This window comes from Streptomyces sp. NPDC005576 (assembly GCF_042871745.1).
Taxonomy (GTDB): domain Bacteria; phylum Actinomycetota; class Actinomycetes; order Streptomycetales; family Streptomycetaceae; genus Streptomyces.
Map to the genome: position 1 here is coordinate 419,898 of NZ_JBIAJC010000002.1, position 23,883 is coordinate 443,780.

General features: G+C 70.7%; 23 protein-coding genes, 1 tRNA gene and 1 riboswitch. Of the genes, 12 read left to right on the forward strand and 12 right to left on the reverse strand.

Going from position 1 to position 23,883, the window contains the following annotated elements:
* The first annotated feature begins 14 nt into the window (after nt 1-14).
* The gene (rdgB, locus tag ACFYPN_RS05250; protein WP_358757344.1) at nt 15-617 is read left to right on the forward strand and encodes an RdgB/HAM1 family non-canonical purine NTP pyrophosphatase; all 603 of its coding nucleotides are present in this window, start codon (nt 15-17) and stop codon (nt 615-617) included.
* A 58-nt stretch (nt 618-675) separates the two neighbouring features.
* On the opposite strand, the gene ACFYPN_RS05255 is transcribed toward rdgB, so the two are convergent.
* The 5 genes from ACFYPN_RS05255 to bcp form a co-directional block, all read right to left on the reverse strand.
* Nucleotides 676-760: transfer RNA gene (locus tag ACFYPN_RS05255), tRNA-Leu, on the reverse strand.
* A gap of 92 nt (nt 761-852) precedes the next feature.
* Nucleotides 853-1,506, reverse strand: coding sequence for an HNH endonuclease (locus ACFYPN_RS05260; RefSeq protein WP_358757342.1), 654 nt, complete (start codon nt 1,504-1,506; stop codon nt 853-855).
* Nucleotides 1,503-2,186, reverse strand: a complete 684-nt coding sequence (locus ACFYPN_RS05265) for an HNH endonuclease signature motif containing protein (RefSeq protein WP_358757340.1) — start codon at nt 2,184-2,186, stop codon at nt 1,503-1,505. Before ACFYPN_RS05265 ends, ACFYPN_RS05260 begins: the two co-directional genes overlap by 4 nt.
* A 230-nt stretch (nt 2,187-2,416) precedes the next feature.
* Entirely contained in the window at nt 2,417-3,913 is a 1,497-nt protein-coding gene (gene proP, locus ACFYPN_RS05270) for a glycine betaine/L-proline transporter ProP (RefSeq protein WP_389296770.1), read from the reverse strand.
* A 227-nt stretch (nt 3,914-4,140) separates the two neighbouring features.
* On the reverse strand, nt 4,141-4,608 hold the full coding sequence (gene bcp / locus ACFYPN_RS05275) for a thioredoxin-dependent thiol peroxidase (RefSeq protein ID WP_358757336.1): 468 nt from the start codon (nt 4,606-4,608) through the stop codon (nt 4,141-4,143).
* A gap of 128 nt (nt 4,609-4,736) precedes the next feature.
* On the opposite strand from bcp, the gene ACFYPN_RS05280 reads away from it, so the two are divergent.
* From ACFYPN_RS05280 to ACFYPN_RS05290, 3 genes are all read left to right on the forward strand, one after another.
* The gene (locus ACFYPN_RS05280; protein ID WP_358757334.1) at nt 4,737-5,078 is read left to right on the forward strand and encodes a DUF3618 domain-containing protein; all 342 of its coding nucleotides are present in this window, start codon (nt 4,737-4,739) and stop codon (nt 5,076-5,078) included.
* A 168-nt stretch (nt 5,079-5,246) separates the two neighbouring features.
* Complete coding sequence (locus tag ACFYPN_RS05285; RefSeq protein ID WP_389296972.1) at nt 5,247-5,549, forward strand: GroES family chaperonin; 303 nt, start codon at nt 5,247-5,249, stop codon at nt 5,547-5,549.
* 57 nt (nt 5,550-5,606) lie between these two features.
* Nucleotides 5,607-5,672, forward strand: a riboswitch (guanidine-III (ykkC-III) riboswitch).
* 42 nt (nt 5,673-5,714) lie between these two features.
* Nucleotides 5,715-6,035: a multidrug efflux SMR transporter gene (locus ACFYPN_RS05290; RefSeq protein WP_358757330.1), complete on the forward strand. Its 321-nt coding sequence runs from the start codon at nt 5,715-5,717 to the stop codon at nt 6,033-6,035.
* Between the two features lie 85 nt (nt 6,036-6,120).
* On the opposite strand, the gene ACFYPN_RS05295 is transcribed toward ACFYPN_RS05290, so the two are convergent.
* Nucleotides 6,121-8,592, reverse strand: a complete 2,472-nt coding sequence (locus ACFYPN_RS05295; protein WP_389296772.1) for a transglycosylase domain-containing protein — start codon at nt 8,590-8,592, stop codon at nt 6,121-6,123.
* Nucleotides 8,593-8,830: 238 nt separating this feature from the next.
* Between ACFYPN_RS05295 and ACFYPN_RS05300 the strand changes: the two genes are divergently transcribed.
* From ACFYPN_RS05300 to ACFYPN_RS05315, 4 genes are all read left to right on the forward strand, one after another.
* The gene (locus ACFYPN_RS05300) at nt 8,831-9,631 is read left to right on the forward strand and encodes an ABC-2 family transporter protein (RefSeq protein ID WP_358757326.1); all 801 of its coding nucleotides are present in this window, start codon (nt 8,831-8,833) and stop codon (nt 9,629-9,631) included.
* Nucleotides 9,632-9,764: 133 nt separating this feature from the next.
* Nucleotides 9,765-10,568, forward strand: coding sequence for an ABC transporter permease (locus tag ACFYPN_RS05305; RefSeq protein ID WP_358757383.1), 804 nt, complete (start codon nt 9,765-9,767; stop codon nt 10,566-10,568).
* Between the two features lie 129 nt (nt 10,569-10,697).
* On the forward strand, nt 10,698-11,744 hold the full coding sequence (locus ACFYPN_RS05310; protein ID WP_358757324.1) for an ATP-binding cassette domain-containing protein: 1,047 nt from the start codon (nt 10,698-10,700) through the stop codon (nt 11,742-11,744).
* Between the two features lie 91 nt (nt 11,745-11,835).
* On the forward strand, nt 11,836-12,555 hold the full coding sequence (locus tag ACFYPN_RS05315) for a DUF1707 domain-containing protein (protein WP_358757381.1): 720 nt from the start codon (nt 11,836-11,838) through the stop codon (nt 12,553-12,555).
* A 149-nt stretch (nt 12,556-12,704) separates the two neighbouring features.
* On the opposite strand, the gene ACFYPN_RS05320 is transcribed toward ACFYPN_RS05315, so the two are convergent.
* The gene (locus tag ACFYPN_RS05320; RefSeq protein ID WP_358757379.1) at nt 12,705-13,886 is read right to left on the reverse strand and encodes an SGNH/GDSL hydrolase family protein; all 1,182 of its coding nucleotides are present in this window, start codon (nt 13,884-13,886) and stop codon (nt 12,705-12,707) included.
* 206 nt (nt 13,887-14,092) lie between these two features.
* Here ACFYPN_RS05320 and ACFYPN_RS05325 point away from each other — a divergent pair, with 206 nt between their 5' ends.
* The gene (locus ACFYPN_RS05325; protein WP_389296975.1) at nt 14,093-15,715 is read left to right on the forward strand and encodes a DUF445 domain-containing protein; all 1,623 of its coding nucleotides are present in this window, start codon (nt 14,093-14,095) and stop codon (nt 15,713-15,715) included.
* Nucleotides 15,716-15,943: 228 nt separating this feature from the next.
* Here ACFYPN_RS05325 and ACFYPN_RS05330 read toward each other — a convergent pair whose 3' ends face one another.
* The 3 genes from ACFYPN_RS05330 to ACFYPN_RS05340 all read right to left on the reverse strand — a co-directional run bounded on the left by ACFYPN_RS05330 (nt 15,944) and on the right by ACFYPN_RS05340 (nt 18,458).
* Entirely contained in the window at nt 15,944-16,522 is a 579-nt protein-coding gene (locus ACFYPN_RS05330; protein ID WP_358757320.1) for a hypothetical protein, read from the reverse strand.
* Nucleotides 16,523-16,999: 477 nt separating this feature from the next.
* The gene (locus ACFYPN_RS05335) at nt 17,000-17,605 is read right to left on the reverse strand and encodes a lytic polysaccharide monooxygenase (RefSeq protein ID WP_358757318.1); all 606 of its coding nucleotides are present in this window, start codon (nt 17,603-17,605) and stop codon (nt 17,000-17,002) included.
* Between the two features lie 550 nt (nt 17,606-18,155).
* Nucleotides 18,156-18,458, reverse strand: coding sequence for a hypothetical protein (locus ACFYPN_RS05340; protein WP_389296774.1), 303 nt, complete (start codon nt 18,456-18,458; stop codon nt 18,156-18,158).
* Nucleotides 18,459-18,659: 201 nt separating this feature from the next.
* On the opposite strand from ACFYPN_RS05340, the gene ACFYPN_RS05345 reads away from it, so the two are divergent.
* Both ACFYPN_RS05345 and ACFYPN_RS05350 read left to right on the forward strand, forming a co-directional pair.
* Entirely contained in the window at nt 18,660-20,195 is a 1,536-nt protein-coding gene (locus ACFYPN_RS05345; RefSeq protein WP_358757314.1) for an MFS transporter, read from the forward strand.
* Complete coding sequence (locus ACFYPN_RS05350) at nt 20,192-20,938, forward strand: TetR family transcriptional regulator (protein WP_389296776.1); 747 nt, start codon at nt 20,192-20,194, stop codon at nt 20,936-20,938. Before ACFYPN_RS05345 ends, ACFYPN_RS05350 begins: the two co-directional genes overlap by 4 nt.
* On the opposite strand, the gene ACFYPN_RS05355 is transcribed toward ACFYPN_RS05350, so the two are convergent.
* Nucleotides 20,917-21,360, reverse strand: a complete 444-nt coding sequence (locus tag ACFYPN_RS05355) for a peptidoglycan-binding domain-containing protein (protein WP_358757310.1) — start codon at nt 21,358-21,360, stop codon at nt 20,917-20,919. The two genes, ACFYPN_RS05350 and ACFYPN_RS05355, sit on opposite strands and share 22 nt — an antisense overlap.
* 321 nt (nt 21,361-21,681) lie before the next feature.
* Nucleotides 21,682-22,713: a S66 peptidase family protein gene (locus tag ACFYPN_RS05360; RefSeq protein ID WP_358757308.1), complete on the reverse strand. Its 1,032-nt coding sequence runs from the start codon at nt 22,711-22,713 to the stop codon at nt 21,682-21,684.
* A gap of 124 nt (nt 22,714-22,837) precedes the next feature.
* Between ACFYPN_RS05360 and ACFYPN_RS05365 the strand changes: the two genes are divergently transcribed.
* On the forward strand, nt 22,838-23,842 hold the full coding sequence (locus ACFYPN_RS05365) for a YDG/SRA domain-containing protein (RefSeq protein WP_358757306.1): 1,005 nt from the start codon (nt 22,838-22,840) through the stop codon (nt 23,840-23,842).
* Nucleotides 23,843-23,883 lie beyond the last annotated feature (41 nt).

The following is a 23,883-nucleotide window of genomic DNA, read 5'->3' on the forward strand; positions in this document are numbered from 1 at the left end:
GTGACAATCGATCCATGACCCGCCTGATCCTCGCCACCCGCAACGCCGGGAAAATCACCGAACTCCACGCGATCCTCGCCGACGCCGGCCTCAGCCACGAACTCGTCGGCGCGGACGCGTACCCCGAGATCCCGGACGTCAAGGAGACCGGCGTCACCTTCGCCGAGAACGCCCTCCTGAAGGCCCACGCCCTCGCGCAGGCCACCGGCCACCCCGCCATCGCCGACGACTCCGGCCTCTGCGTCGACGTCCTCGGCGGCGCCCCCGGCATCTTCTCCGCCCGCTGGGCCGGCAAGCACGGCGACGACCGGGCCAACCTCGACCTGCTCCTCGCCCAGCTCGGCGACATCGACACCCCGCACCGCGCCGCCCACTTCGCCTGCGCCGCCGCCCTCGCCCTCCCGGACGGTACGGAACGCGTCGTCGAAGGCCGCATGCCCGGCACGCTTCGCTTCGCCCCCGCGGGCACCCACGGCTTCGGCTACGACCCGATCCTCCAGCCCGACGGCGAGACCCGTACTTGCGCGGAGCTCACCCCGGCGGAGAAGAACGCCATCAGCCACCGCGGCAAGGCGTTCCGGGCACTGGCACCGGTGGTGCGGGAGCTGGTGGGCTGAGACCGGGACAGCAGAAACGGCCTGCGCATCGATCCTTCGTTGCGCAGGCCGTTCAGGGTGCGGCGGAAGGGATTCGAACCCTCAAGCCGTTTCACGGGCCACAGATCCTAAGTCTGCTGTGTCGCCAGTTGCACCACCGCCGCCAGTCGCCCGTCATCGTACGGGCGCAGAGCGAGACCAGCTTACTTGGCCTGAACGGACGCTGGAGCCTGCCCCGGCGGGAACCAGGATGCGATCATGTGGCAGCCGACCGGGCGCCTCCTCGACACCATGTGCTGGTGATCGCGTGACAGTTGGGACAGAGCATCCGCAGGTTCTCGCGGCGATCGTCGTAGGGGTCGCCGTTGATGTGATCGATTTCCAGGGTCATCGGCTTTCCCAGCCAGACCGCTCCCGTGCCGCATCCGGCGCACTTCTGCGGCGTTCCCAGATCGAGCAGCGCCCGGCGCAGCTGGGTCGCACGGCTTCGCGGGCCCGTGTGGTGTACGAGAACCTCCTCTGCGCGCCTTTTGGGCATGTGCGAGGGTTTTGAGCGCTGATGGGCCTGTCCCAGGAAATGTGATGTGTCGATTCCCTGTTCGGATACCCATGTACGGAGCAGTGCGCGTTGGGCTCCGTTGTCGGGTCTTCCGAGGCGTCGCAGTGTCTCCGCGATGCTGACGGAGTGTGCGACCGCCTCGACGACCTGGTCGGGGTCGGGGCGTGGGCGCCTGCCCACGGACTGGAAGTGCGAGACGTCGATGGCGTAGTGGGTGAACCGCCCCATCAGGTAACGGCCGAGCCGTTCGTACGGAGGCGTGCCGAGGTGGGCGATGACTTCTTCGATGGTGTGGCATCTGGCGGCCGCGTCGGCGAGGGTCGCCCGGTCGTACGTGCGGGACGCGCTCACCGTGCTGCTGCCGACTTGCGCGAGGAAGTCCTGCGGTCGGCTCGGGAACGCTTGTTCCGGCCCCTGTACGTGTCAGTGGTGGAGTGACAGTTGGGGCAGAGCATCCGGAGGTTCTCCACCCGGTTGTTCCGCCAGTTTCCGTCGATGTGGTCGACCTCCAGCGGCAAGGGATGTCCCTGCCAGGTCCCCGCGGCACCGCACCCGGCGCAGCGCTCATCGGTTCCGAGGAGCATCAGGGCTCTCTTCAACCGGCTGCTCTGCTCACGGCGGGCCGTGGCAGGGTCCTGTTCGACGAGCAGCTCCTCCAGAGTGCGGTGCCGTCGGCCCTTCGATGAAGGGGGTGTGGAGGACTCGAAGTGGGAGGTGTCGATCCCCAGGGACCTGACTCGGCGACTGATGTGGGAGTGGTTTCCCCCCACCGCGTTCAGTCCCAGAAGGCGCAATACGCCCACCATGGTCGTCGAAGCGGCGACAGCGGGTTCAAGCACATCCTTGGTCCACCGGGTGCCCTCCCGCTCGAAATGCGAGGTGGCGATGCCCATCTTTCTCATGCGATCCAGAAGGTAGCGCCGGGAGCCGCTCCAAGGCTCCAGCCCCAGCCTGATCATGGCCTGGGACATGTTCCGTGACGATGCGGCTGCCTCCGACAGCATCTGATGCGTGTAGGGACTGTCCGGCATTGCTCTTCCTCCCCGTCCGGCCGCGCGTTCGCGGCCCCGTATGGAGTAACGAGCCGCTCAGCGGGGCGTCACGTCCGGAATGCGGCGAGATGTGGAACGGTTCGTACCGCTTCGGCGGGTGCCGTGAAGCGGTACGAACCGTTCCGTGGGGAGTGGGGAGCCGGGGCGGCCGTAGAGGCAGGAGAGGCCGGAGAGGCCGGAGAGGCCGGGGGGAACCGGGACCCGAGGTGTCAGAACTTCGGGTCGGGGCTCTGCGCGTGGACCAGTTCCGCCGCTTCCTCCGGGGTCTCCACCGAGGGCGGGGAGCCGTCGAGGGGCTTCTGGGCGGTCTCCTTCATGCAGGCCACGGAGATCACGCCGACCAGGGCGGCGGCCATCGCGTAGTACGCGGGCATCAGGTTCGTACCGCTCCAGCTGATCAGGGCCGTGATGACCAGCGGGGTCGTGCCGCCGAAGAGCGAGGCGGAGAGGTTGTAGCCGACCGAGAGGGAGCCGTACCGGACGTTCGTGGGGAAGAGGGCCGGGAGGGCGGCGGACATGGTGCCGAGCATGCAGACCAGGGAGAGGCCCAGCATCAGCATGCCGATGACGATGGCGGGAACGCTTCCCTGCCGGATCAGGAGGAACGAGGGGAGCGAGAGCACCAGGAAGCCGAGCATGCCCGCCATCAGCAGCGGCTTGCGGCCGAAGCGGTCGGAGAGCTTGCCGACCTGGCTGATGATCAGCATGAGGAAGACCATCACCGCGAGCAGGATCAGCAGCCCGTGGGTCTCGCTGTAGCCGAGTTCGTCGGAGAGGTACGTCGGCATGTAGGAGAGCAGCATGTAGTCGGCGATGTTGTACGCGCCGACCAGGCAGATGCAGAGGATCAGCGTCGGCCAGTAGGTGCGGAAGATCTTGGCGAGGTCGCCCTTGGTGGTGGTCTCGACGCTGTCGGCCGCCTCGGAGGCGTGGGCGGTGCCGCCCTCCAGTTTCTGGAAGGCGGGGGTCTCGTCGAGGCGGAGCCGGAGGTAGAGGCCGACCAGGCCGAGGGGGCCCGCGACGAGGAAGGGGATGCGCCAGCCCCAGTTCTCCATCTGGCCGGTGTCGAGGAGCGCGTAGAGCGCGGTGACCAGGCCGGCGGCGCCGACGTATCCGGCGAGGGTGCCGAATTCCAGGAAGCTGCCGAAGAAGCCGCGGCGCTTGTCGGGGGCGTACTCGGCGATGAAGGTGGAGGCGCCGCCGTACTCGCCGCCGGTGGAGAAGCCCTGGAGCATCCGGAAGAGGATCAGCAGGGCGGGTGCCCAGACGCCGATCGTGTCGTGGGAGGGGATGAGGCCGATGGCGAAGGTGCCGATCGCCATCATGATCATCGTGAGGGCGAGGATCTTCTTGCGGCCGATCCGGTCGCCCATCGGGCCGAAGAACATGCCTCCGAGCGGCCGGACGAGGAAGGCCACGGCGAAGGTGGCGAAGGAGGAGAGCAGCTGGGTGGTGTCGTTCCCGGAGGGGAAGAAGACGTGGCCCAGGGTGACGGCGAGGTAGGAGTAGATCCCGAAGTCGAACCACTCCATCGCGTTGCCGAGGGAGGCCGCCTTCACCGCGCGCTTGACGGCCTGGTCGTCGGTGACGGTGATGTCGGTGCGGCGGAGTCTTGGGTTCTGGCGTTTGCGGATCGCCCGGAAGAGCGTGGGGTGGCGCTTGACCGCGTCGGGGTCGGCCGCCCGGTGGGGGTCGGTGGCCGCCATGGCCGGGTCCTTTCCTCGGGGGATGTTCCAGGGAAGGGCTTCTGTGCGGTCATGGCGGTCGCAAACCGGATCGCGGGGGTATTGCGAGGTCCCTCACAGCATCCCCGCACAGCGTCACGAGAGGTGCGTTTCCGTTCCAGCGGCTGTTCCAGCGGCCGTTCTGGCGGCCGTTCCCGAGGGGCGGGGACGCACCTACGGTTTCCGGAGGCACCCCGGCCTCCGGCGGATCAGATCTTGAGGTCCTTGATGATCTTCGCGACGTGGCCGGTGGCCCGGACGTTGTAGAAGGCGTGCTCGATCAGGCCCGCCTCGTCGACGACGAAGGTCGACCGGATGGTGCCCGTCACCGTTTTGCCGTAGGACTGCTTCTCGCCGTACGCGCCGTACGCCGCGAGGACCTCCTTGGACGGGTCGCCGACCAGGGTGACCTTGAGGTTCTCCTGCTCGCGGAACTTCGCCAGCTGCTCCGGCTTGTCGGGTGAGACGCCGATGACGTCGTATCCGGCGCCGGCCAGCAGGTCGATGTTGTCGGTGAAGTCGCAGGCCTGCTTGGTGCAACCGGGGGTAAGGGCCTTGGGGTAGAAGTAGACGATGACCTTGCGGCCCTTGTGGTCCGCGAGCGACACGTCCTTGCCGTCGGCGTCCGGAAGGGTGAAGGCGGGGGCGGTGTCGCCGGGCTGGAGTCGCTCGCTCATGGTTCTCCTCGGATGGTGCGGGGGATGTACGCGACCGAGCGTAATAGGGGTGCCGCCGGGTGTGCGGGCGGTCGAGCTGACAGACTGTCGATGAAGGTTTACCGGACGACGACCACGGAGGCGGCGCAGTGTCGGATACGAGGACCCCTGCGCAGATCGAGGCGGACATCATCAGCAGGCGTGAGCAGCTGGCTGTCGTCCTCGACGAGATCGGGGTGCGGGTGCACCCGAAGACGATCATCGGTGACGCGAAGGCCATGGTGGCCGAGAAGGTGGACCGTACGGCGGGCCGCGCGTATGTCGCGGTGAACCGTTCGGTCTCGGACGTGAAAGCGCGGTTCGTGGCCGAGGACGGCTCGCCCCGGCTGGAGCGGGTGGTGCCGGTGGCGCTGCTGGCGGTCGGCGTGGTGGGTCTGCTGGTCGTCTCGTCGCGGCGCGGCAAGAGCGGTCGGGGCCGGCGCCGGAGGTAGTCGGTTCGGCGGCCCCGGAGCGGGCCGCCGCGCCGCCGTGGCGCGCGGAGGATACGCGGCGCGGCGCGGACGCGGGTGGACGTACCCCTACGACGTACGGGCGGTGGTCCGGCGGGTAGGTTGCGGGGCGTGAGCGACAACATCCAGGACGACAAGCTGCCCATCCGCATGTTGCACGACCGTGTGCTGGTCCGGTCCGATTCGCCGGAGGGCGAGCGGCGGTCCGGCGGCGGCATTCTGATTCCCGCGACGGCGGCGGTGGGCCGTCGTCTGGCGTGGGCCAGGGTGGTGGCGGTGGGCCAGAACGTGCGGACGGTCGAGCCCGGGGACCGGGTGCTGTACGACCCCGAGGACCGTGCGGAGGTCGAGGTGCGGAGCGTGGCGTACGTACTGATGCGGGAGCGGGATCTGCACGCGGTGGCGGCGGACCGGTTCGAGGGCTCGGTCGATTCGACGGGGCTGTATCTGTAGTTCTGTTCCGTTCTTTCGTACGGGGAGCCTGGTGACCGCAGTCACCGGGCTCTCTCGCGTTTGTTGCTACGGTGGGATCACCCGACGAGACGCGCCGTACCGGGCTGGCAAAGACGACGCGGTCCGTGTTGTTGTTCCGTGTCTCTCTCGTCGGAGGTGGCCGTCGTGGCCTGGGTTCTTTTGATCGTCGCCGGTCTGCTCGAAGTGGGCTGGTCGATCGGTATGAAGTACGCGGACGGGTTCACCCGGTTGTGGCCGAGTGTGTTCACCGTCCTCGGGATCGTGGCCAGCATGCTGCTGCTGGCGCAGGCGGCGAGGTCGCTGCCGATCGGTACGGCGTACGGCGTGTGGGTGGGGATCGGGGCCGCCGGTGCGGCGGTGCTGGGCATGGTGGTGCTGCACGAGCCGGTGACCGCCGCGCGGATCTTCTTCGTCTGTCTGCTGCTGGTGTCCGTGGTGGGGCTGAAGGCGACTTCGGGTCACTGAGGGGCTGTTGGGCGGCGTGCGGCGGCTTGCTGCGGCCTGTTCGGGAGGTCTGTGGCCGGTGTCGGCGCCGGGGTCTGCGCCGGCGTCAGCGCCAGGGGAACGGAAAGGCGGAGCCCCGGGCGCCTTCGACCGGGCCGCCGGCGGTGGTCCCGCCGGAGCCGCCGGTGTCGGGCGTGGTGCCGCCGGTCTCTCCGCCGGTGGTGGCGCCCGCGCTGCCCCCGCTCGCGTTGCCTCCGTTCCCGTTGCCTCCGCCGGTGGGGCCCTGGCCCCCGTTGCTACCGCCGCCTCCGTTGACCCCGCCGCCCGTGGTGCCGCCCGCGCCGGTGTCGGTCGGGCCGGGGGTGGCCGGGGTCGTGCCGGCGGGGGTGGTGGGGGTGGAGTCGCTCGGGGTGTCCGAGGGGGAGTCGGGGTCCTCGGACGTGTCCTCGTCGGTGGGTTCCTCGGGTTCCTCGCTGCCCTCCGCCACGTCCAGGTCGAACTCCCGGACCTCGGAGCCTTCGAGGGCGGCGGCGGTGTAGTCGGCCCAGGTCTCGGCGGGGGCACCGCCGCCGTTGACGCGGGACTGGCCGAGGGCCCCGTACAGGGACTCCTGGCTTCCGGTGTCCGGGTCCTGGCCCATGACGGCGACGACGGTCGCGAGGTCGGGGGTGTAGCCGGCGAACCACGCGGCCCTGTCCTCCTCGGCGGTGCCGGTCTTTCCGGCGGCGGGGCGGCCCGCGGCCCCGGCGGCGGTTCCGGTGCCACCCTCGACGACGCTCCTCAGGATCGCGGTGGTGGTGTCGGCGGCCTGCCTGCTGACGGCCTGCCGGGTGGTGCGGCCGGGCAGCGGGAGGTTCCGGCCGTCCTTGGAGACCTTCTCCACCAGGGTGTAGGTGCCGTGCCGCCCGTGGTTGGCGAGGGTCGCGTACGCCTCGGTCATGTCGAGCACGCTCGCGGTGGCCGGGCCGAGCGCGATGGACGGGGAGGCGGTCAGATCGGGCGTGTCCCCGGGGATGCCGAGGTCGATCGCGGTGTCCTTGACCTTCTCGGGGCCGACGTCCCCGGCCATCTGCGCGTACACCGCGTTGACGGACCTGTCGGTGGCCTCGCGGACGGTGATGGAGCCGTAGCTGACGTCGTCCTCGTTGGCGGGGGCGTAGCCGGTGTCCCCCTGACGTCCCTGCACCGGGCGCTTGTTGGTGCCGTCGTAGCGGGTGTTCGGGGTGATGGGCCGGCCGTCCTGGGTGGTGGAGTCGTGGGCGACGGCGGAGGTGAAGACGAAGGGTTTGAAGGTGGAACCGACCTGGTAGTCGCGGCGGGTCGCGTTGTTGACGTACTGGCGGGTGTAGTCGATGCCGCCGTAGAGGGCGACGACCTTGCCGGTGGCGGGATCGATGGAGGCACCGCCGACGCGGACGTTGCGGTCGGCTTCGTTCCCGTCGTCGGTCCGGGAGGTGACGTTCTTCTCCACGGCGGCCACGAAGGCGTCCTGTTTCTCCTTCTCCAGGGTGGTGGTGATCCGGTAGCCGCCGGTGGCGAGGGTCTCCTCGTCGACGATGTCGTGGCCGGTGAGGTAGTCCTTGACGGCGTTGACGAGGTAACCCCGTTGTCCGGAGAGGCCGGTGGAGGCCTTCGCCCCGTCCGGCGGCGGGAAGGTGAGCGCGGCGCGCGCGGCGGGGCCGAGCCACTTCTCCTTGACCATGCCGTCGAGCACGTAGTTCCAGCGGGCGAGGACGGCCGGCTTGTTCTCCGGGTGGGCGACGACGTCGTAGGCGCTGGGGGCGTTGAGGAGGGAGGCGAGGTACGCGCCCTCGGCGACGTCCACGTCGGTGATGTCCTTGCCGTAGTACGCCTGGGCCGCGGCCTGGATGCCGTAGGCGTTGCGGCCGAAGTAGCTGGTGTTGAGGTACCCCTCGAAGATCTGGTCCTTGGTCTGCTCGCGGTCCAGCTTGATCGCGATGAAGAATTCCTTGATCTTGCGGACGACCGTCTGTTCCTGGTCGAGGTAGTAGTTCTTGACGTACTGCTGGGTGATCGTCGAACCGCCCTGTCTGCCGCGGCCGGTGGCGGTGTTCCAGGCGGCGCGGACCATGGCGCTGAGGTCGACGGCGCGTTCGGAGTAGAAGTTGCGGTCCTCCGCGGCGAGTACGGCGTGCTGGACGTCCCTGGGGACCTGGGCGAGCTGGACGTTCTCCCGGTTGACGTCGCCGTCGCGGGCGATGACCGTCCCGTCGCGGTAGAGGTAGACGTTGCTCTGCGCGGTGGCGCTGGAGTTGGCGGCGGGGATGTCGACGAGCCGGTACCCGGCGATGAAGCCGCCGACCAGCAGTACGGCGATCAGCAGGACGGCGCCGAGGACCATCCGCCAGGTCGGGACGAGACGGCGCCATCCGGTGCGCCGGGGACGTCTCGTGCGGCCCTTGCGACCCCCGCTCCCCTTCTTCCCCTCCGTGCCGCCGCCTTCCGCCGCCCCTTCCCGCGGGTCGCTCTCCCCGGCGCGCGCGGCGTCCTCGTCACCGGGGACGTCGGCGGTGCCGGAGGGGTCCCGGGGGGCCCAGCGCTGTGGCTCGTCGCTCATGTCGGTGGAGCCTCCTCGGCCGCGGACAGTTCTCCCATACTGCCCGTTTCGCCCCGATAACCCTCGGAACGCACCTGGATGTGCTGCCGTACGCCCGCCTGGATGCCTCGCACGCCCCCGAAAACAGGTCGCGGGGTTCCGGACACCCGGACTAGAGTCGTGCGCTTTGGTGCCCGTGGGCGGGTACGCCCCGGTCGTCCCGGCCGGGCGGAGCACAGGGCGGAACACAGGGGGGAACGTGCGGGTCTATGCCGTGGTGGCGGCGGGCGGGTTCCGCCGGCATGCCACCTACCGGATGGCGACGGTGGCGGGGACCTTCACCAACACGGTCTTCGGTTTCATCGTCGCCTACACCTACACCGCGCTCTGGGCGGAGCGGCCGGACCTCGGCGGTTACGACACTTCGCAGGCGCTGACCTTCGTCTGGCTCGGCCAGGGGCTGCTGATGACGTGTTCGATGATGGGCGGCGGCTTCGAGAACGAACTGATGGAGCGCATCCGGACCGGCGACATCGCGATCGATCTCTACCGGCCGGCCGACCTCCAGCTCTGGTGGCTGGCGGGGGACCTGGGCCGGGCGGCCTTCTACCTCGTGGGGCGCGGCATCGTGCCCATGGGGATCGGCGCGCTCGCCTTCGATCTGACCGTGCCCGCCTCGCCGTGGACGTGGCTGGCGTTCCTGGTGTCGGTGTTCCTGGGGGTGGTGGTCAGTTTCGCCGTCCGGTTCCTCGTCGCGCTGGCCGCGTTCTGGATGCTGGACGGGGCGGGGGTGCTGCAGATCTCCTCGCTGACGGGGCTGTTCTTCTCGGGCCTGCTGCTGCCGCTGAACCTGTTCCCGGGGCTGCTGGGCGAGGTGGCGCGGGCCCTGCCGTGGTCGGCGTTCCTCCAGGTGCCCGCCGACGTGTTCCTCGGAGAGCGCGCCGGATGGGACCTGGTGGGGGCGTTCGCCTTCCAGGCCGGCTGGGCGGTGGCGCTGCTGCTGGCGGGCCGGCTCCTCCAGTCGGTCGCGACGAGGAGAGTGGTGGTGCAGGGTGGCTGACACGGTGCTCGCCCCGGGCGGCGGTACGGACGGGGACGGCTCGGGCGGCGGCGGTACGGGCGGGGAGGTGCGTGCGGGGGCGCGGACCGGTACGGACTGCTTCGCCCGGCCCGACCAGGGCCTTCGCTCGCCGCTGGTGGAGGGGCTCCGCGCCTACCGCCTCATCGGGGGGATGTGGATCCGCTCGACGATGGCGTACCGGGCGTCCTTCGCCATGACCACGCTCGGCAACTTCCTCGCGACGGTCTTCGACTTCGTCACGATCATGCTGATGTTCGGCCATGTCGACGCGCTCGGCGGCTACTCCCTGCCCGAGATCGCCCTGCTGTACGGGATGGCGGCCACCGCCTTCGGCCTGGCCGATCTGCTGCTGGGGTCGATGGACCGGATCGGCGCGCGGGTGCGGGACGGCACGCTCGACTCGCTGCTGGTGCGCCCGGTGCCGGTGCTGGTCCAGGTGGCGGCCGACCGGTTCGCGCTGCGCAGGATGGGCCGGATCATCCAGGGTCTGACGGTCCTGGGGTACGCCCTGGTGGTGCTGGACATCGAGTGGACGCCGCTCAAGGTGCTGCTGGTGCCGCTCGCGGTGGTGAGCGGCGGGGCGGTCTTCGGGGCGGTGTACGTCGGCGGGGCGGCCCTCCAGTTCTTCGCCCTGGACGCGGCGGAGGTGCAGAACTCCTTCACGTACGGCGGACAGACCCTGTTGCAGTACCCGCCCACGGTCTTCGCCCGGGAGCTGGTGCGCGGGGTGACGTTCGTGGTGCCCCTGGCCTTCGTGAGCTGGCTGCCCGCGCTGTACGTGCTGGGGCGGGAGTACCCGGTGGCGCTGCCCGAGTGGGTGGCGTTCCTGCCGCCGGTGGTGGCGGCCGGGTGCGGGCTGCTCGCGGGCCTGGCGTGGCGCCGGGGGCTGCGGGCGTACCGCAGTACGGGGAGTTGAGCGGGACGGGGCGCCACTCCACGGGGCGTTGTCCCCCGGGGGCGCCACTCCCCCGGAGGCGGGGACGGGATCGGGCACGGAGACGGAACGGAAGCGGGTACGGGTATGGCGGGGAACGCGGGTACGGGCATGGCGGGGAACGGGGGTACGGGGGTGCGCACGGCGGTGGAGGACGCTCGCGGCCCGGTGGCCGAGGACGCGTTCATCGAGGTGGACGGGGTGGAGAAGGTCTTCGAGGTGCGCCGCAGAACAGGCTTCCTGCGGCGCGAGCGGCGTGAGGTGCGCGCGGTGGACGGGATCAGCTTCCGGGTGGGGCGCGGGGAGATGGTCGGCTACATCGGTCCGAACGGCGCCGGCAAGTCGACGACGATCAAGATGCTGACGGGAATCCTGACCCCGAGCGGCGGCCGGCTGCGGGTCGCGGGTGTCGACCCGTCGCGGGAGCGCACCCGGCTGGCGCACCGTATCGGGGTGGTGTTCGGGCAGCGCACCACGCTCTGGTGGGACCTGCCGCTGAAGGACTCGTACCGGCTGATGCACCGCATGTACCGCATCCCGGACGCGCGTTACCGCGAGAACCTGGACCGTTGCGTCGAACTGCTCGACCTGGCTGACCTGTTGGACACTCCGGTGCGGCAACTCTCCCTCGGGCAGCGGATGCGCGGAGACATCGCGGCCGCGTTGCTGCACGATCCGGAGGTGCTGTACCTGGACGAGCCGACGATCGGGCTCGACATCATCTCCAAGACGAAGGTGCGGCAGTTCCTCAAGGACCTGAACGCGGAGCGGTCCACCACCGTCCTGCTCACCACCCACGACCTCACCGACATCGAGCAGTTGTGCCGCCGGGTGATGGTGATCGACCACGGCCGGCTGATGTATGACGGCGCGCTCGCCGGGCTGCACGAGGCGGGGGAGAGCGAGCGCGTCCTGGTGGTGGACCTGGAGCGTGAACTCCCGCCGATCGCAGTGGAGTCGCAGGGGCCGTCGCGGGCGCGGGTGCTCAGGACCGAGGGGCCGCGCCAGTGGCTGGCGCTCCCTGCGGACGCCTCCGTGGCACCCCTGGTGGCGCGGATCGCCGCTGAGTATCCGCTGAAGGACCTCTCGGTGCGGGAGCCGGACATCGAGGACGTGATCGCCCGGATGTACGCGGCGCGGCCGCACCCCGCGGCGTAGCCGGTGCCGGGCGGGGCCGCCCCGCGCGGGCCCTGGTCCGGTGGGGTGCGCGGTGCATAGGGTGGGCGCCATGACGAGTGAACTCCCCGACATGCGCGCCTCCGACGCCGAGCGGGAACGGATCGCCGAGATCCTGCGGGACGCCATGGCCGAAGGGCGCCTGGACATGGGGGAGTTCGAGCAGCGCCTGGAGGTGGCCTACGCGGCCCGCACGCGGGGGGAGCTGACCCCGCTCGTCCGTGATCTGCCGGTCTCCGGGACGCCGTTGCCGGACGTGGGCGGGGCGGCGGTGACGGGGTGGTCGGAGCGGATCGGCGGGGATCCGACGTCCAAGGGCGGCTTCGCGTTCTGGGGCGGCTTCAGCCGTAAGGGGCGCTGGACCGTGGGCCGGACGTTCACCTCGTTCGTGATGTGGGGCGGCGGGGCCGTCGATCTGCGCGAGGCCCGGTTCGCTGAGCGCGAGGTGACGATCCGCTGCTTCGCGATCATGGGCGGAGTGGGCGTCACCGTGCCGCCGGACGTCCATGTGCGGGTCAACGGGACGGGCTTCATGGGCGGGTTCGACCAGCGGGCCAAGGATGAGGGCGAACCCGGCCCGGACGCGCCGAGGGTGACCGTCACCGGCTTCGCACTGATGGGCGGCGTCGGCGTGGAACGCAAGTGGAGCAGGGCGGAACGCCGTCGCCGCAAGGAAGTCGAAGCGGAGGCGAAGGCGGAAGCGGTGGCCCGGGCGGAAGCACTCCGGGCGGTGGACGGGCCGGGTGAGGCGCGCGGACCGGGCGGACCGGGCGGCGGCAAGTTGCTGCGCTGAGGCAGGCGGGGAGAGCCGCGCCCGGCGCGGAGGGCCGCACCGAGGGCCGCACCGAGGGCCCGCACCGAAGGCTGCCCCGAAGGCCGCCCCCAAGGCCGCCCCGAGGGCCGCTTACGGTCCGGTACGGGCAGGGGCCCGGCCGGGTGCGCCTACTCCTTCGGGTGGCCGCCGGTCAGAAGGCCGAGGTCGATGCTGTCGGCGAGGGCCTGGTACCCCCGGTCGTTGAAGTGCAGATGGTCGCCGCTGTCGTAGTCCGCCCGGATGCGTTCCGGGACGGCGGGGTCGCGGACCACCTCGTCGAAGTCCACGTACGCGTCGAACACCCCGCCGGCCCGGATTTCTTCGTTGACCCGCTGCCGGATGGCCTCGCGGGAGGGCGTGAAGCTGCCGATGCCCTCGAAGGGGGTGAGGGTCACTCCGATCACCCGCACCCCACGGGCGTGGGCCTGTCCGGTCAGGCGGCGCAGGGCGTCCACGATCCGCTCGGGGTCGAGCCCCCGGCCGGCGGTCTGGGCGTCGTTGATGCCGAGCGCGACGATCACGGTGCGCACCCCGGTGACGCCCAGCACGTCCCGGTCGAAGCGGGTGGTGCCCGCGATACCGCCCCGGCCGTCCGACAGCAGACGGTTCCCCGAGATGCCCTGGTTCGCCACGCCCCAGCTGCCCTTCAGCCGGTCGGACAGGAGGTCCGGCCAGCGTCGGTCGGCGTCGGGGGTGGAGCCGCTGCCCGCCGTGAGGGAGTCGCCGAACGCGACGACCGTGCCCGACGCGGCCGTGCTGAAGACGTCCACGGCCGTCAGATAGCGCCACTCGTCGATGGGCCGGGTGGTGCGCGCGTCGACGAGGTACGAGGTCTGCAACGCGGCCGGGTGCTGGGTGATGTGGCCGCCGGTCAGCGGCGTACGGAAGGACACGACGAGGTCCGCGTCGGCCGCGATCCTCGTCCGTACGGTGTCGCTCACGACCTCTCCGCCCGCCGGGACGGTGACCTTGCCCGTGCCGCCGAACGTCACCGGGCGGGAGTTCACCCGCGCCCGGTCGACGACGAGCGCGCCGGTGCCGAAGAGGTTCGAGAGGGTGATGCGCGCCGCGCCGCCGCCGGTGCTGCTGTGCACGGAGTTGCGTACGGTCGTGCCTGCCGGGTCGTGCGTGAGGGCCGGGGCGGCGCGTACCGGCGCCCCGGTCCAGGTGGCGACCCACCGGCCGCCCGCTCCGGCGGACTCGCGGCCGGCCGGGTGCTCGCCGGACGCCCGCACGCTGGTGTCACGGGGGTCGGTGAGCATCGCCGTACTGAGGGCGAGTGCCGCGGCGATCACGGTGGTGCCGGCCAGGAGGGCCGGCAGCAGGGCGCGTCCGCGGCGCCCGGAACCCGCCCCGGAGCCGCGGCCGGGCGCGCGGGAGCCGAACGCGCGGGGGCCGGGTTCGTGAAGGCCGGGCTCTTGGGGACGGGGGCCGTCGGGGCCCGGGTCCGGTCCGGGCTGGTCACTACGGGCGACCCTGGACATGTGCGGTGCGTCTCCTCGTACTCGGCCCGGGGATGCCGGGAACAGGTCGTGCGACGGGCCGCCGGGAACTGGGCGGGCGGCCCGGGAGTAGGACAGTGGGAACAATGCGTACAGCGGGGGAAGACGTGTACGCGAACGGGTTGCGCGGTCGGAGGGACCGGGCGCACGGCGGACCGGTACACGGCAGGAAAGCGAGGCGGGACGCGGTGGATGGTAATGAACCGGGCGCGGGCAAAGGGCCGGAACACGGGAGAGAAGCCGAACCGGATCATGGCGGGAGGCCGGGAGCCCCGGCCGGTGTGACGGAGGACGGGGGCGCTCCGACGGGCCCCGGCTCCGACGGTACGGTACGGGCTCCGCGCGACGACGGACGGGCAGCCGCCCCGCCGGCCTCGTTCGCGTACACCGCCGCCGACGAGGAGAAACGGCAGGGGGTGCGCCGGATGAAGATCACCGCCACCGGTCTGCTGCTGCTGGTCGCGGTCGTCTACACGCTCGCCACCTGGGCGAAGAACTCCGGCGTGGGCGGCTGGCCCGGCTATGTCGCCGCAGCCGCCGAGGCGGGCATGGTGGGCGCGCTCGCCGACTGGTTCGCCGTGACGGCCCTCTTCCGCCGCCCGCTCGGCCTGCCCATCCCGCACACCGCGATCATCCCCACGAAGAAGGACCAGCTGGGGGAGTCGCTCGGCTCCTTCGTGGGGGAGAACTTCCTCTCCGCGGACGTGGTGCGCGGCCGCATCCACGCGCTGGGCATCGGCGGCCGGGTCGGTGCCTGGCTGGCCGAACCGGAGCACGCCGACCGGGTCACCGCCGAGCTGGCGACGGCGCTGCGCGGGGCGCTGACCGTGCTCCGGGACGCCGATGTGCAGGCCATCGTGGGCGAGGCGATCACCCGGCGGGCCGACGCGGTGGAAGTCGGACCCGGGCTCGGGAAGATGCTGGAGAAGGTGGTCGCCGACGGCAGTCACCGCAGGGTCGTGGACCTCGTCTGCGTCCGTGCGCACGACTGGCTGGTTCTCCACGGTGACGCGGTGATGGACGCGGTGCAGGGCGGGGCGCCCGGCTGGACGCCGAGGTTCGTCGACAAGCGCGTGGGGGAGCGGGTCTACAAGGAACTGCTGCGGTTCGTCGAGGAGATGCGGGACATGCCCGGCCACCCGGCGCGCGACTCCATCGACTCGTTCCTGACGGACTTCGCCGCCGAACTCCAGACGGATCCGGACACCCGGGGACGCGTGGAGCGGCTGAAGTCGGAGATCCTGGGGCGCCGTGAGGTGCAGGACGTGATCGCCTCGGCCTGGTCGTCGGTACGGACGATGATCATCACGGCGGCCGAGGACGAGCGGAGCGAACTCCGGCTGCGGGCACGGGCCTCGCTGATGTCACTGGGCGCCCGCCTCGCTTCGGACGAGCGACTTCAGGCCAAGCTGGAGGGCTGGCTGGAGGACGCGGCGGCCTACGTCGTCACCACGTACCGCACCGAGATCACCTCGCTGATCAGCGACACCGTCGCAGGCTGGGACGCCGACCAGACGTCGAGGAAGATCGAGGCCCACATCGGTCGCGACCTCCAGTTCATCCGGATCAACGGCACGGTGGTCGGCGCCCTTGCCGGACTCGCGATCTACACGGTGTCGCGGGCCCTGGGGGGTTAGGTGGCGGCCGGCGGATCATGACCGGCGCCACCACCTGCCCGACCTTGTTCCGCCGGCCACCACCCGGCCCTCACCGATCGACCTCCCCCTCCCGGACCCGGCCGCAGGAGCGGCCGGGTCCGGCTCCCTCTTCCGACGCTCGGCCGAACGGCACGGAGGCCGGTTTTGGACCGTGCCCGATTCGGTCTCCGGGGCGCCTGATGCCCGACATCCCGAAACCGGGCGCGGTCAGCAGTGGTGGAGCGGCACGTGCACCTGGGTCGCGGCCCTCTGCAGCATGCCGACCTTCTGCTGGAGGGGGCGCTGCTGTTCGCCGTGCAGGGCGTTCAGCACGACGATGGCCCCGGTGAGGGCCGGGATGGTCCACTGCATCAGCGCCAGCTGGCTACGGGCCTTGTCCAGGTCGACGGGGTGGCTCGCCGCTTTCTCAAGATCGGTCGGGTCGTCGGAGGTGGACAGTTCGAGCTTCTTGCCCAGCACCCGGCTGTACGCGGTCGCGGCCAGCGCCGCCCCGGTCAGCACGGCTTTGGCCAGGGTCGAGGCGGCGACACCCTGCTGGTTCTGGACGCGGGCGGCGTTGGCGGCCAGCAGGCCGGTGCCGCCGATCAGGTGGGCGCCGATCGCAACGGCGTTCACCGGTGTCCACTTCGCCCAGCCGACACTGGCGACCCTGGACGTCTCCGTCGCGGTCCGTCCCTCGCTCCCGGCTGCGCCGTTCAATCCGACGGCGCCCATCAAGGAGCCGCCGAACCAGGCTGCCAAGCCCAAGTCGTGGATGCTGCGCAAGGCGGTATTACGTTCAGTCACTGTTGCTCCCTGTCGCGAGAAGGCCCTCTGCCTTCCGGGCGACTCCCACGCTCGCCGCAGAGGATCCGAGGCACCACAGGGGCGACGCATCCGGAGTACGCGAACCCCGGCGGGGCGACCGACGAGGGGTTCGTCATCCGTACGTCGTGACCGAGGTCGTCCCGTTCGACCTCGTGTCCTCGTGTCCTCGTGTCCTCGTGTCCTCGTGTCCTCGTGTCCTCGTGTCCTCGTGCCCTCAGGCCCGGTCAGCCGACGAACCCTCACCCATGCCCCACCCGCCCCCTGCCGCACACCGTCCCGGTATCCAGCACCACGAGCGGCCCGGCGAAGGTCTCCGGTCACCGCGTGGGGAGTGCCGGGAAGCCCTGTCGGGGCAGGTGGCCCGGATGGGTCCCCTGCCCCGACAGAGCCCGGTCGGCCGGGCGGTGGGTCACCGGCGTACGGCAGAGGCCGGTGCCGTGTGCGGCGCTCCTCGGCTCAGCCGAAGTTCACGTCGCTGCACCACATGTAGGCCTGGTCGAGGTGCGAGGCCTGCCAGATCACGAACAGGACGTGGCGTCCGGTGTAGCCGGAGGTCTGGACGGGGAACGTGACGTCCTGCGCCGGGGCGAAGCGGCCCGTCTGCGTGAGGAAGTCGAGGTTGCCCCAGCCCAGGGTCTGGGTCACGGGGTTGAAGCCCTGCTTGCTCACGTAGACCTTGAAGTAGTCGGCACCGTGGGACGCCTGGTCGTGCAGGTGGACCGAGAAGTTGTTGCTGACGGTGGTGGTCTTCCACTGCCCGGGCTTGTCGAGACTGGCGTTCCTCGAAAGGTTGTTGCTGCAGAGCGTCCCGTCGGGGGTCTTCGCCTGGAACTGGCCACCGAGGCCGTCGCGGAGCGCGCTCATCCAGTTCCACATGGTGTCGGGGTTGGCCTGGAAGGCCTGCCAGCACATGGGGTCTTCGGTCTGCATGGCCGGGTTCGTGTGGTTGCTGCCCCACGTCTGCCAGCACTGGTAAGCGCGGGAGGCGGGGTCGACGATGGTGCCGTGAGCCTGGGCGGGGGCCGACCAGGTCAGCGCGCCGGCGACCACGGCGAACAGCATGGTGAGCGCCTGGAGAAGTCGGCGGACGGACGACCGCGGACGCCCGGCTAAGGGACGTTGTTTGCTCATGGGGGGACTCCTTTTGCAGTGTAAAGCTGTTGTGGGAGCGCTCCCAACGCTACGACTTCGGAGTGAAATGTCAACGAAACAAACGGAGTTGACTTCCGAGGCAGGCGACGAGCAGGGATTATGCCGTGCAGTCGGGAGTCAGAACCGGCCACGAAGACCGGAACGCTGCCGCTGACGTGGTCCGGACGGTCCGGGGCCGACCGCCGGACGGTCCGGGGCCGACCGCCGGACGGCCGGGAGACCCGGAACCGGTTGAGGTGAAAACGTGCAGGTCAGGTCAGCCCGGGACAGTCCAAGCCCTTCATCGGGCCAGTGGTGCCGGAATCGTCCCTTTCCGAAGCCCGGCTGCCGTCTGGCGGGTGGCCGCCGCGTGCTGATGAGCCCCGCAGGGCGTCGCACCGACGCCGGCCATTCGACCGGCCGATCCGGCCCGCCAGGTCCGCTGGTGACCTGATGCTCCGGAGTCCGGGGGCCCGGGTGCTCAGGCCGCGCGGCGGGTGACCGCCCAGGACGCCGCGGCGATCCCGCCGGCGACGGTGAAGACGGCGGGCCAGGCGCCGAGCTTCTTGGCGAGCACGTGCGAGCCGGCGAAGGCGGCGACGTACGCCGTGGTCAGGCCGGTGGCGGCACGGGGGCCGGCCGTCCGGTTCCACTCGTACGCGGCGACCGCCCCGGCGACCGCGAGCGCGGCGCCGCCCAGGGGCCGCTTCCGGGTCCACCGGGCCACCCCGTAGCCGCCGACGAGCCCGCTCGCCGCAACCGCCGCTGCCGGAATCTTCGCCATGGCAGGCACCTCCGCTTTCGTGTCGTCGATCCGGGCCCCGTCGCGAAGCGTCCCGCGTCCGGGATTCCGAGGCTAACGCGCCGGGTGCGTGCCCGAACCACACACCCCGGAGACAGGGGGGTGTACGGGCGTTTACCCTCAGGGTGAACGCCTGTGCACCCGTCGGGCGTGCCCGCCCACACCCGCCCTCACGGAGATCGCATGCCAGCGGACATACCCACCCCGCCCCCGGCGCCCGCCGCACCGTCTGGAGGCGGGGGCGGGGGCGCCGGAGTTGCGCCGTCCCCGAGCCTGGCGATGGGCATCCTGGCCTTCTGCGGTGTCGTCGTCGCGGTCATGCAGACGCTCGTCGTCCCGCTGCTGCCGCACGTCCCGGAACTCACCGGCGCCACCCCGGCCGCCGCGAGCTGGCTCGTCACCATCACCCTCCTGACCGGCGCGGTCTGCACCCCGGTCCTCGGCCGCGTCGGCGACATGTACGGCAAGCGGCGCGTCCTGCTCGCCTCGCTCTGCTCGCTCCTCGCCGGGTCGGTGCTCTGCGCGATCAGCTCGCACATAGGCGTCCTCATCACCGGCCGCGCGCTCCAGGGCGCCGCGCTCGCCGTCGTTCCGCTGGGCATCAGCATCCTGCGCGACGAACTCCTCCCGGAGCGCGTGCTGCCGGCGGTCGCCCTGATGAGCTCCACGCTCGGCATCGGCGCGGCCGTGGGTGTACCGGTCGCCGCGTTCGTCGTGGAGCACTTCGACTGGCACACCATGTTCTGGGTCTCCGGCGTGATCGCCCTGGTGGACATCGTGCTGGTCTTCCTCTTCGTACCGGAGTCACCGCTGCGCAGCCGCGGGCGCTTTGACGCCGTGGGAGGGCTCGGGCTCGCCGCCGTACTCGTCTGCCTGCTGCTCGCCGTCACCCAGGGCGGCGACTGGGGCTGGACCGCACCGCCCACCCTCGGCCTCCTGATGGCCGCCGTACTCGTCGGGCTGCTCTGGGGGGCGTACGAACTCCGGGTGTCCAGCCCGATGGTCGATCTCCGGGTCTCCGCCCGCCCCGCCGTCCTCTACGCCAACCTCGCGGCGCTGCTCATCGGGTTCGCCTTCTACGCCAACTCCCTGGTGACCGGGCAGATGGTGCAGGAGCCGAAAGTCACCGGGTACGGGCTCGGCGCCTCGATCGTCGTCAGCGGGCTGTGCCTGCTGCCCGGCGGCGTCACGATGGTGCTGCTGTCGCCCGTGTCGGCGCGCATCTCCGCCGCGTACGGGCCGAAGGTCAGCCTGGCGCTGGCGTCGGTGATCATCGCGGTCGGATACGGGGTCCGCTACTTCACCAGCCACAGCCTCTGGATGATCGTCGCCGGTGCCACCGTCGTCGCGGCGGGCACCGCCATCGCCTACTCCGCCCTCCCCGCCCTGGTGATGCGGGCGGTCCCCGTCAGCGAGACGGGCGCCGCGAACGGCCTCAACACCCTGATGCGCTCGGTCGGCCAGGCCTTCTGCAGCGCCGCCGTCGCCGCCGTGCTGAGCCATGTGACCTTCCGGATCGGCGGCCTCACCGCGCCGACGCTCCACGCGTACCAGCTGGTCTTCCTGATCGCCGGAGCCGCCGCCCTGCTCGCCCTGCTGGTCACCCTGCTGCTGCCGGGAGCGGGCGGCAGCGCGAAGACAGGTACGGTCGAAGGGAAGAAGAAGCGGGCGGACCGGAAGGCAGGTGCGCCGGCCACAGCCATTCAGGAGGGTGCATGACCGGCCGGGCCACAGCGCACGCCGTACCGCCGGGAGCGCACGGATCGCCGGGGCCGGCGGAGTCCTCCTCGGGGGCGGAGTCCCCCTCGGGGGCGGAGTCCCCCTCGGGGGTGCCGGAGCCCTCTTCGGGGGTGCCGGACGCCGGTAACGGCAAGGCGGCCATCCTGCTGGCGGCGCGGCGGGCGTTCATGCGCAACCCGTACGCCGAGGTCACCATCCGAGGCATCGCGGCCGACGCCGGAGTGAGCCCGTCCCTGGTGGTCAAGCACTTCGGCCGCAAGGAGGAGCTCTTCACCACCGTCGCCGACTTCGGTCCCGAGGCCGACGCGATCTTCGATGCGCCGCTCGACCGGCTGGGCCGCCACATGGTGCTCACCCTGGTCCGCCGCCGCCGGGCCTACGGCTCGGACCCGTTCCTGCGGGTGGTCTTCTCGCTCGGCAACCGCGACGAACGCGTCCTGCTGCGCCACCGCTTCCACGAGCAGGTCACCGGGCGGCTGGCTGCCCGGCTCCCCGGACCCGACGGCGCGCTCCGCGCCGAACTCGTCGCGGGCCAGCTGATCGGCCTCGGTGCCGCCCTGAGCCTGCACCCCGAGGGCGAGGGCTCCCGCGCCACCCCGGAACGGCTCGCTGACCTCTACGCGCCGGCGCTCCAGGCCCTGGTCACGGGGGTCGCCCCGGAGGTGGTGTCCGGGACCCGGAGCTCCCGCGCGTACCGGGATCAGGCCGGGTACGGGTCGTAACAGTCGGGCACCGGGTAGTACAGCGCCTCCCACGTCAGGGCGCCGATCACGCCGTCCTTGGGCAGGCCGTGGCACCCCTGGATCCACTTGATCTTGGTCTCGGTCGCGGCCCCGAACTCCCCGTCGACCTCGAGCTTCGGCACCAGCCCGCCCCACACGTTGCTCAGGCACTGCGCCTGCTTCACCGCGGCCCCGCTGCTGCCGGACCGGAGCACCGGCCGACTCGTCGCCGAGGTGTACGCGCACCCGCCGGGTACGGCGGCCACGGACGGAGCGGTACCGGCCGACGCGGCGGCCCCGGGCGCGACCGCGAAGGCCCCCAGGGTCAGCGCGGCGGCTCCCGCGAAGGCGACGACGCGGCGCCTGAAGGCGGAGGGAGCCGCGCCGGGAACGGACGAGGAGGCGGTACGGGAGACGGTCATGCCGGAACCTCCGGTTCGGGGTACGACGGGCTCCGACGGACCGGCCAGCGACCGGCCCGGTGGAGCGCGCACCACGATCCGGACCGGAGTTCCCCAGCGGAGCCCCGGCGGTCCGCGGTGCGTCCATCCACGTAACCACAGGTGAGCGCGGTGAGCAGGGCGTGCGGTGGGACGCGCGACGGGGCGTGTGGTGGGGCGGGGAGGGCGCGGGGCACGCGACGGGGTCGCTCCGGCGGCGCCGAGCGCCCCGAGCGCCCCGTTTTGGCCTCGGGCGCCCGGGGGCGCCGGTGCGCCCGAGGCAACCGACCGCTCGGCTCTACCTCAGACCAGGCTCTGGATCACGTCGCTGCGGTCGGCCGTGTGGACGACCCGGGTCAGAGCGCCGTTCACGAACGGCATGTGCGGGTACACATGGCCGCACTCGACATCGGCGACGATCGGGACGCCCAGCGTGCCGAGGGCGTCCAGCACCGCCTCGTGCTGGGTCATGGTGGCGTCGTCGGGAGCCGAAGTACGCGCTACGACAACGGCTTTGGCGTGGTCGAAGAAGCCGTTGATCCGCATTCCGTGGAGGTTGCGGCAGATGGTGAAGGCGTTGTCCTCGCACGCCTCGACATAGACGACGAGCCCCTCCGGCGCATGGGAGCGGGCGAAGCCGCGCACGTCCAGATACGGGCTCCCGGCCAGGTTGCAGAGCGTCTCGATGCATCCCCCGACGAGCCGCCCCGTTACGTCCACGTCCCCCGCGCCACCGTCGAGCCGGGTCCACCGGCCGTCCCGGTCGAGGCCGAGGTCCTGCTTCCCGGGACTCGCGGCCCAGTCGTCCCAGCCGGGGGACCGGTACCGTCCGGGTGAGGACTGGGTGAACCGGCTCCCGGTCTCCAGCTCCACGATGTCGAGCCAGGAGAGCAGCCCCTCAGGCGTCCGGTAGGGCGTGTCCATGAGGTTGTCGCCGTGGAGGGTCGCCGTCCCGGACAGCAGCGTCAGCGGGGTGATGAGCGTCGCCATGTCCGAGTACCCGACCACCCACGTCGGCTCGGCCGCGGCCACCTTCTCCCAGTCGATCAACGGCACCACGTCGATCGCCGTCTCCCCGCCCCACGGCGGCACCACCGCCCTGATCCCGGGATCGGTCAGGAACGCCTCGAACTCGGCCGCCCGTTCACCCGCCGGCGCGCTGACATGCCTAGCCCCGTCCATGCACGCCCCGACCACCACCTCGTACCCCCGCGCCTCCACCACCCGCACCGCGGCGTCGAGCCGCCCCCGGAGCCTCTCCGGAACACCGGACGAGGGAGAGGTGACGGCCACGCGGTCACCGGGGCGGAGGGGGCGGGGATATCGGATGGTCATGCGAGGAGCCTGGCACGCGGCTCACGGCTGTGGCCAGGGGGTTTGCGGTGGTCGGAGCTCGGCTTCCCGTCTCGATATATGTAATTCCGTTCAGTCTCGAGGTCATTCTCGACAATATGGCTGCATGGAGAAGCGATATAGGCCCGTCTTTGGGCACGTGAACGGGATAGAGCCGGGTGCTCTCTTTGCGTCACGAAAGGATGTTAAAGCGGCCAAACTGCACAAGGCTGAGGAGGATGGAATCTCCTGGGGGCGAGACATAGAGGGGCGATATGGGGCAGACGCAATTGTCCTCAATAACGGGTACGAGGATGATGTCGACGACTGGACCGAGATCACGTATACGGGAGTCGGTGGGCGGACGCGGGACTCGCAGCAGCAGGTCTCTGATCAAGACTGGGGCAAGCCGGGAAATGCGGGGCTCAGTGAGAGCTGTGCGGCAGGTCACCCTATCCGTGTCATCAGGGGCAGTTCGGGCGAAAAGGACTACTCGCCTCCGAAGGGCTATCGATATGATGGCTTGTATCAAATTGTAAAAAAGTGGGATGAAACCGGCAAAGCTGGTTTTCTGATCTGCCGTTTTCTGCTTCGGCGACTTCCTTCGGTTGAGCAGGAGCTGATTCCTCTGGAGGATCAGCTTCGGAGCATCCTGAAGGATGTCAACCGAGGAACTGGCGATGGGCGGCGACACAAAGAAGGCTCGGACGGCCCGGCTCCCAGGCGTACGACCACGGTTGAGAGGATTGTTCGCGACACTGAGGTGGCGCGGCGGGTGAAGAGGTGGCATAACTTCACCTGCCAGTTCTGCAGCGTTGCGCTAGCCGTGGGTGAAGGAGGCAGGAGCTACGCGGAAGGTGCTCACATACACGCTCTCGGCGGCCAGGATGGCGGACCTGACGTGGACGGCAACGTGCTGTGTTTGTGTCCTAATTGCCATGTTCGGTTTGATCGAGGCGCCCTTTATCTCACCGACAGCCTCCGTGTCATAGACCGATTCCCGGCAGCCGGTGCTCACCGTAGCGCTCCCCTCAGGCAGGTTCCTGAACATCGAGTGCGCGAGAGATTTGTCCGTGCGCACCGGCGTCGCTGGGGCATTGAGGACGAGGTCGTCGCAGAACGTATTTTCTAGTCGACATATATACCGGTAATCTCTGGCCGGTTCATGGTTTA

What these genes read in the sequence shown, in the direction of transcription:
- rdgB (WP_358757344.1), top strand. Translation starts at nt 15, where the DNA reads ATGACCCGCCTGATCCTCGCCACCCGCAACGCCGGGAAAATCACCGAA.
- ACFYPN_RS05265 (WP_358757340.1), bottom strand. Translation starts at nt 2,186, where the DNA reads ATGCCGGACAGTCCCTACACGCATCAGATGCTGTCGGAGGCAGCCGCA.
- proP (WP_389296770.1), bottom strand. Translation starts at nt 3,913, where the DNA reads ATGGCGGCCACCGACCCCCACCGGGCGGCCGACCCCGACGCGGTCAAG.
- bcp (WP_358757336.1), bottom strand. Translation starts at nt 4,608, where the DNA reads ATGAGCGAGCGACTCCAGCCCGGCGACACCGCCCCCGCCTTCACCCTT.
- ACFYPN_RS05285 (WP_389296972.1), top strand. Translation starts at nt 5,247, where the DNA reads ATGTTGCACGACCGTGTGCTGGTCCGGTCCGATTCGCCGGAGGGCGAG.
- ACFYPN_RS05295 (WP_389296772.1), bottom strand. Translation starts at nt 8,592, where the DNA reads ATGAGCGACGAGCCACAGCGCTGGGCCCCCCGGGACCCCTCCGGCACC.
- ACFYPN_RS05310 (WP_358757324.1), top strand. Translation starts at nt 10,698, where the DNA reads ATGGCGGGGAACGGGGGTACGGGGGTGCGCACGGCGGTGGAGGACGCT.
- ACFYPN_RS05315 (WP_358757381.1), top strand. Translation starts at nt 11,836, where the DNA reads ATGCGCGCCTCCGACGCCGAGCGGGAACGGATCGCCGAGATCCTGCGG.
- ACFYPN_RS05325 (WP_389296975.1), top strand. Translation starts at nt 14,093, where the DNA reads ATGCCGGGAACAGGTCGTGCGACGGGCCGCCGGGAACTGGGCGGGCGG.
- ACFYPN_RS05335 (WP_358757318.1), bottom strand. Translation starts at nt 17,605, where the DNA reads ATGCTGTTCGCCGTGGTCGCCGGCGCGCTGACCTGGTCGGCCCCCGCC.
- ACFYPN_RS05340 (WP_389296774.1), bottom strand. Translation starts at nt 18,458, where the DNA reads ATGGCGAAGATTCCGGCAGCGGCGGTTGCGGCGAGCGGGCTCGTCGGC.
- ACFYPN_RS05345 (WP_358757314.1), top strand. Translation starts at nt 18,660, where the DNA reads ATGCCAGCGGACATACCCACCCCGCCCCCGGCGCCCGCCGCACCGTCT.
- ACFYPN_RS05350 (WP_389296776.1), top strand. Translation starts at nt 20,192, where the DNA reads ATGACCGGCCGGGCCACAGCGCACGCCGTACCGCCGGGAGCGCACGGA.
- ACFYPN_RS05355 (WP_358757310.1), bottom strand. Translation starts at nt 21,360, where the DNA reads ATGACCGTCTCCCGTACCGCCTCCTCGTCCGTTCCCGGCGCGGCTCCC.
- ACFYPN_RS05360 (WP_358757308.1), bottom strand. Translation starts at nt 22,713, where the DNA reads ATGACCATCCGATATCCCCGCCCCCTCCGCCCCGGTGACCGCGTGGCC.
- ACFYPN_RS05365 (WP_358757306.1), top strand. Translation starts at nt 22,838, where the DNA reads ATGGAGAAGCGATATAGGCCCGTCTTTGGGCACGTGAACGGGATAGAG.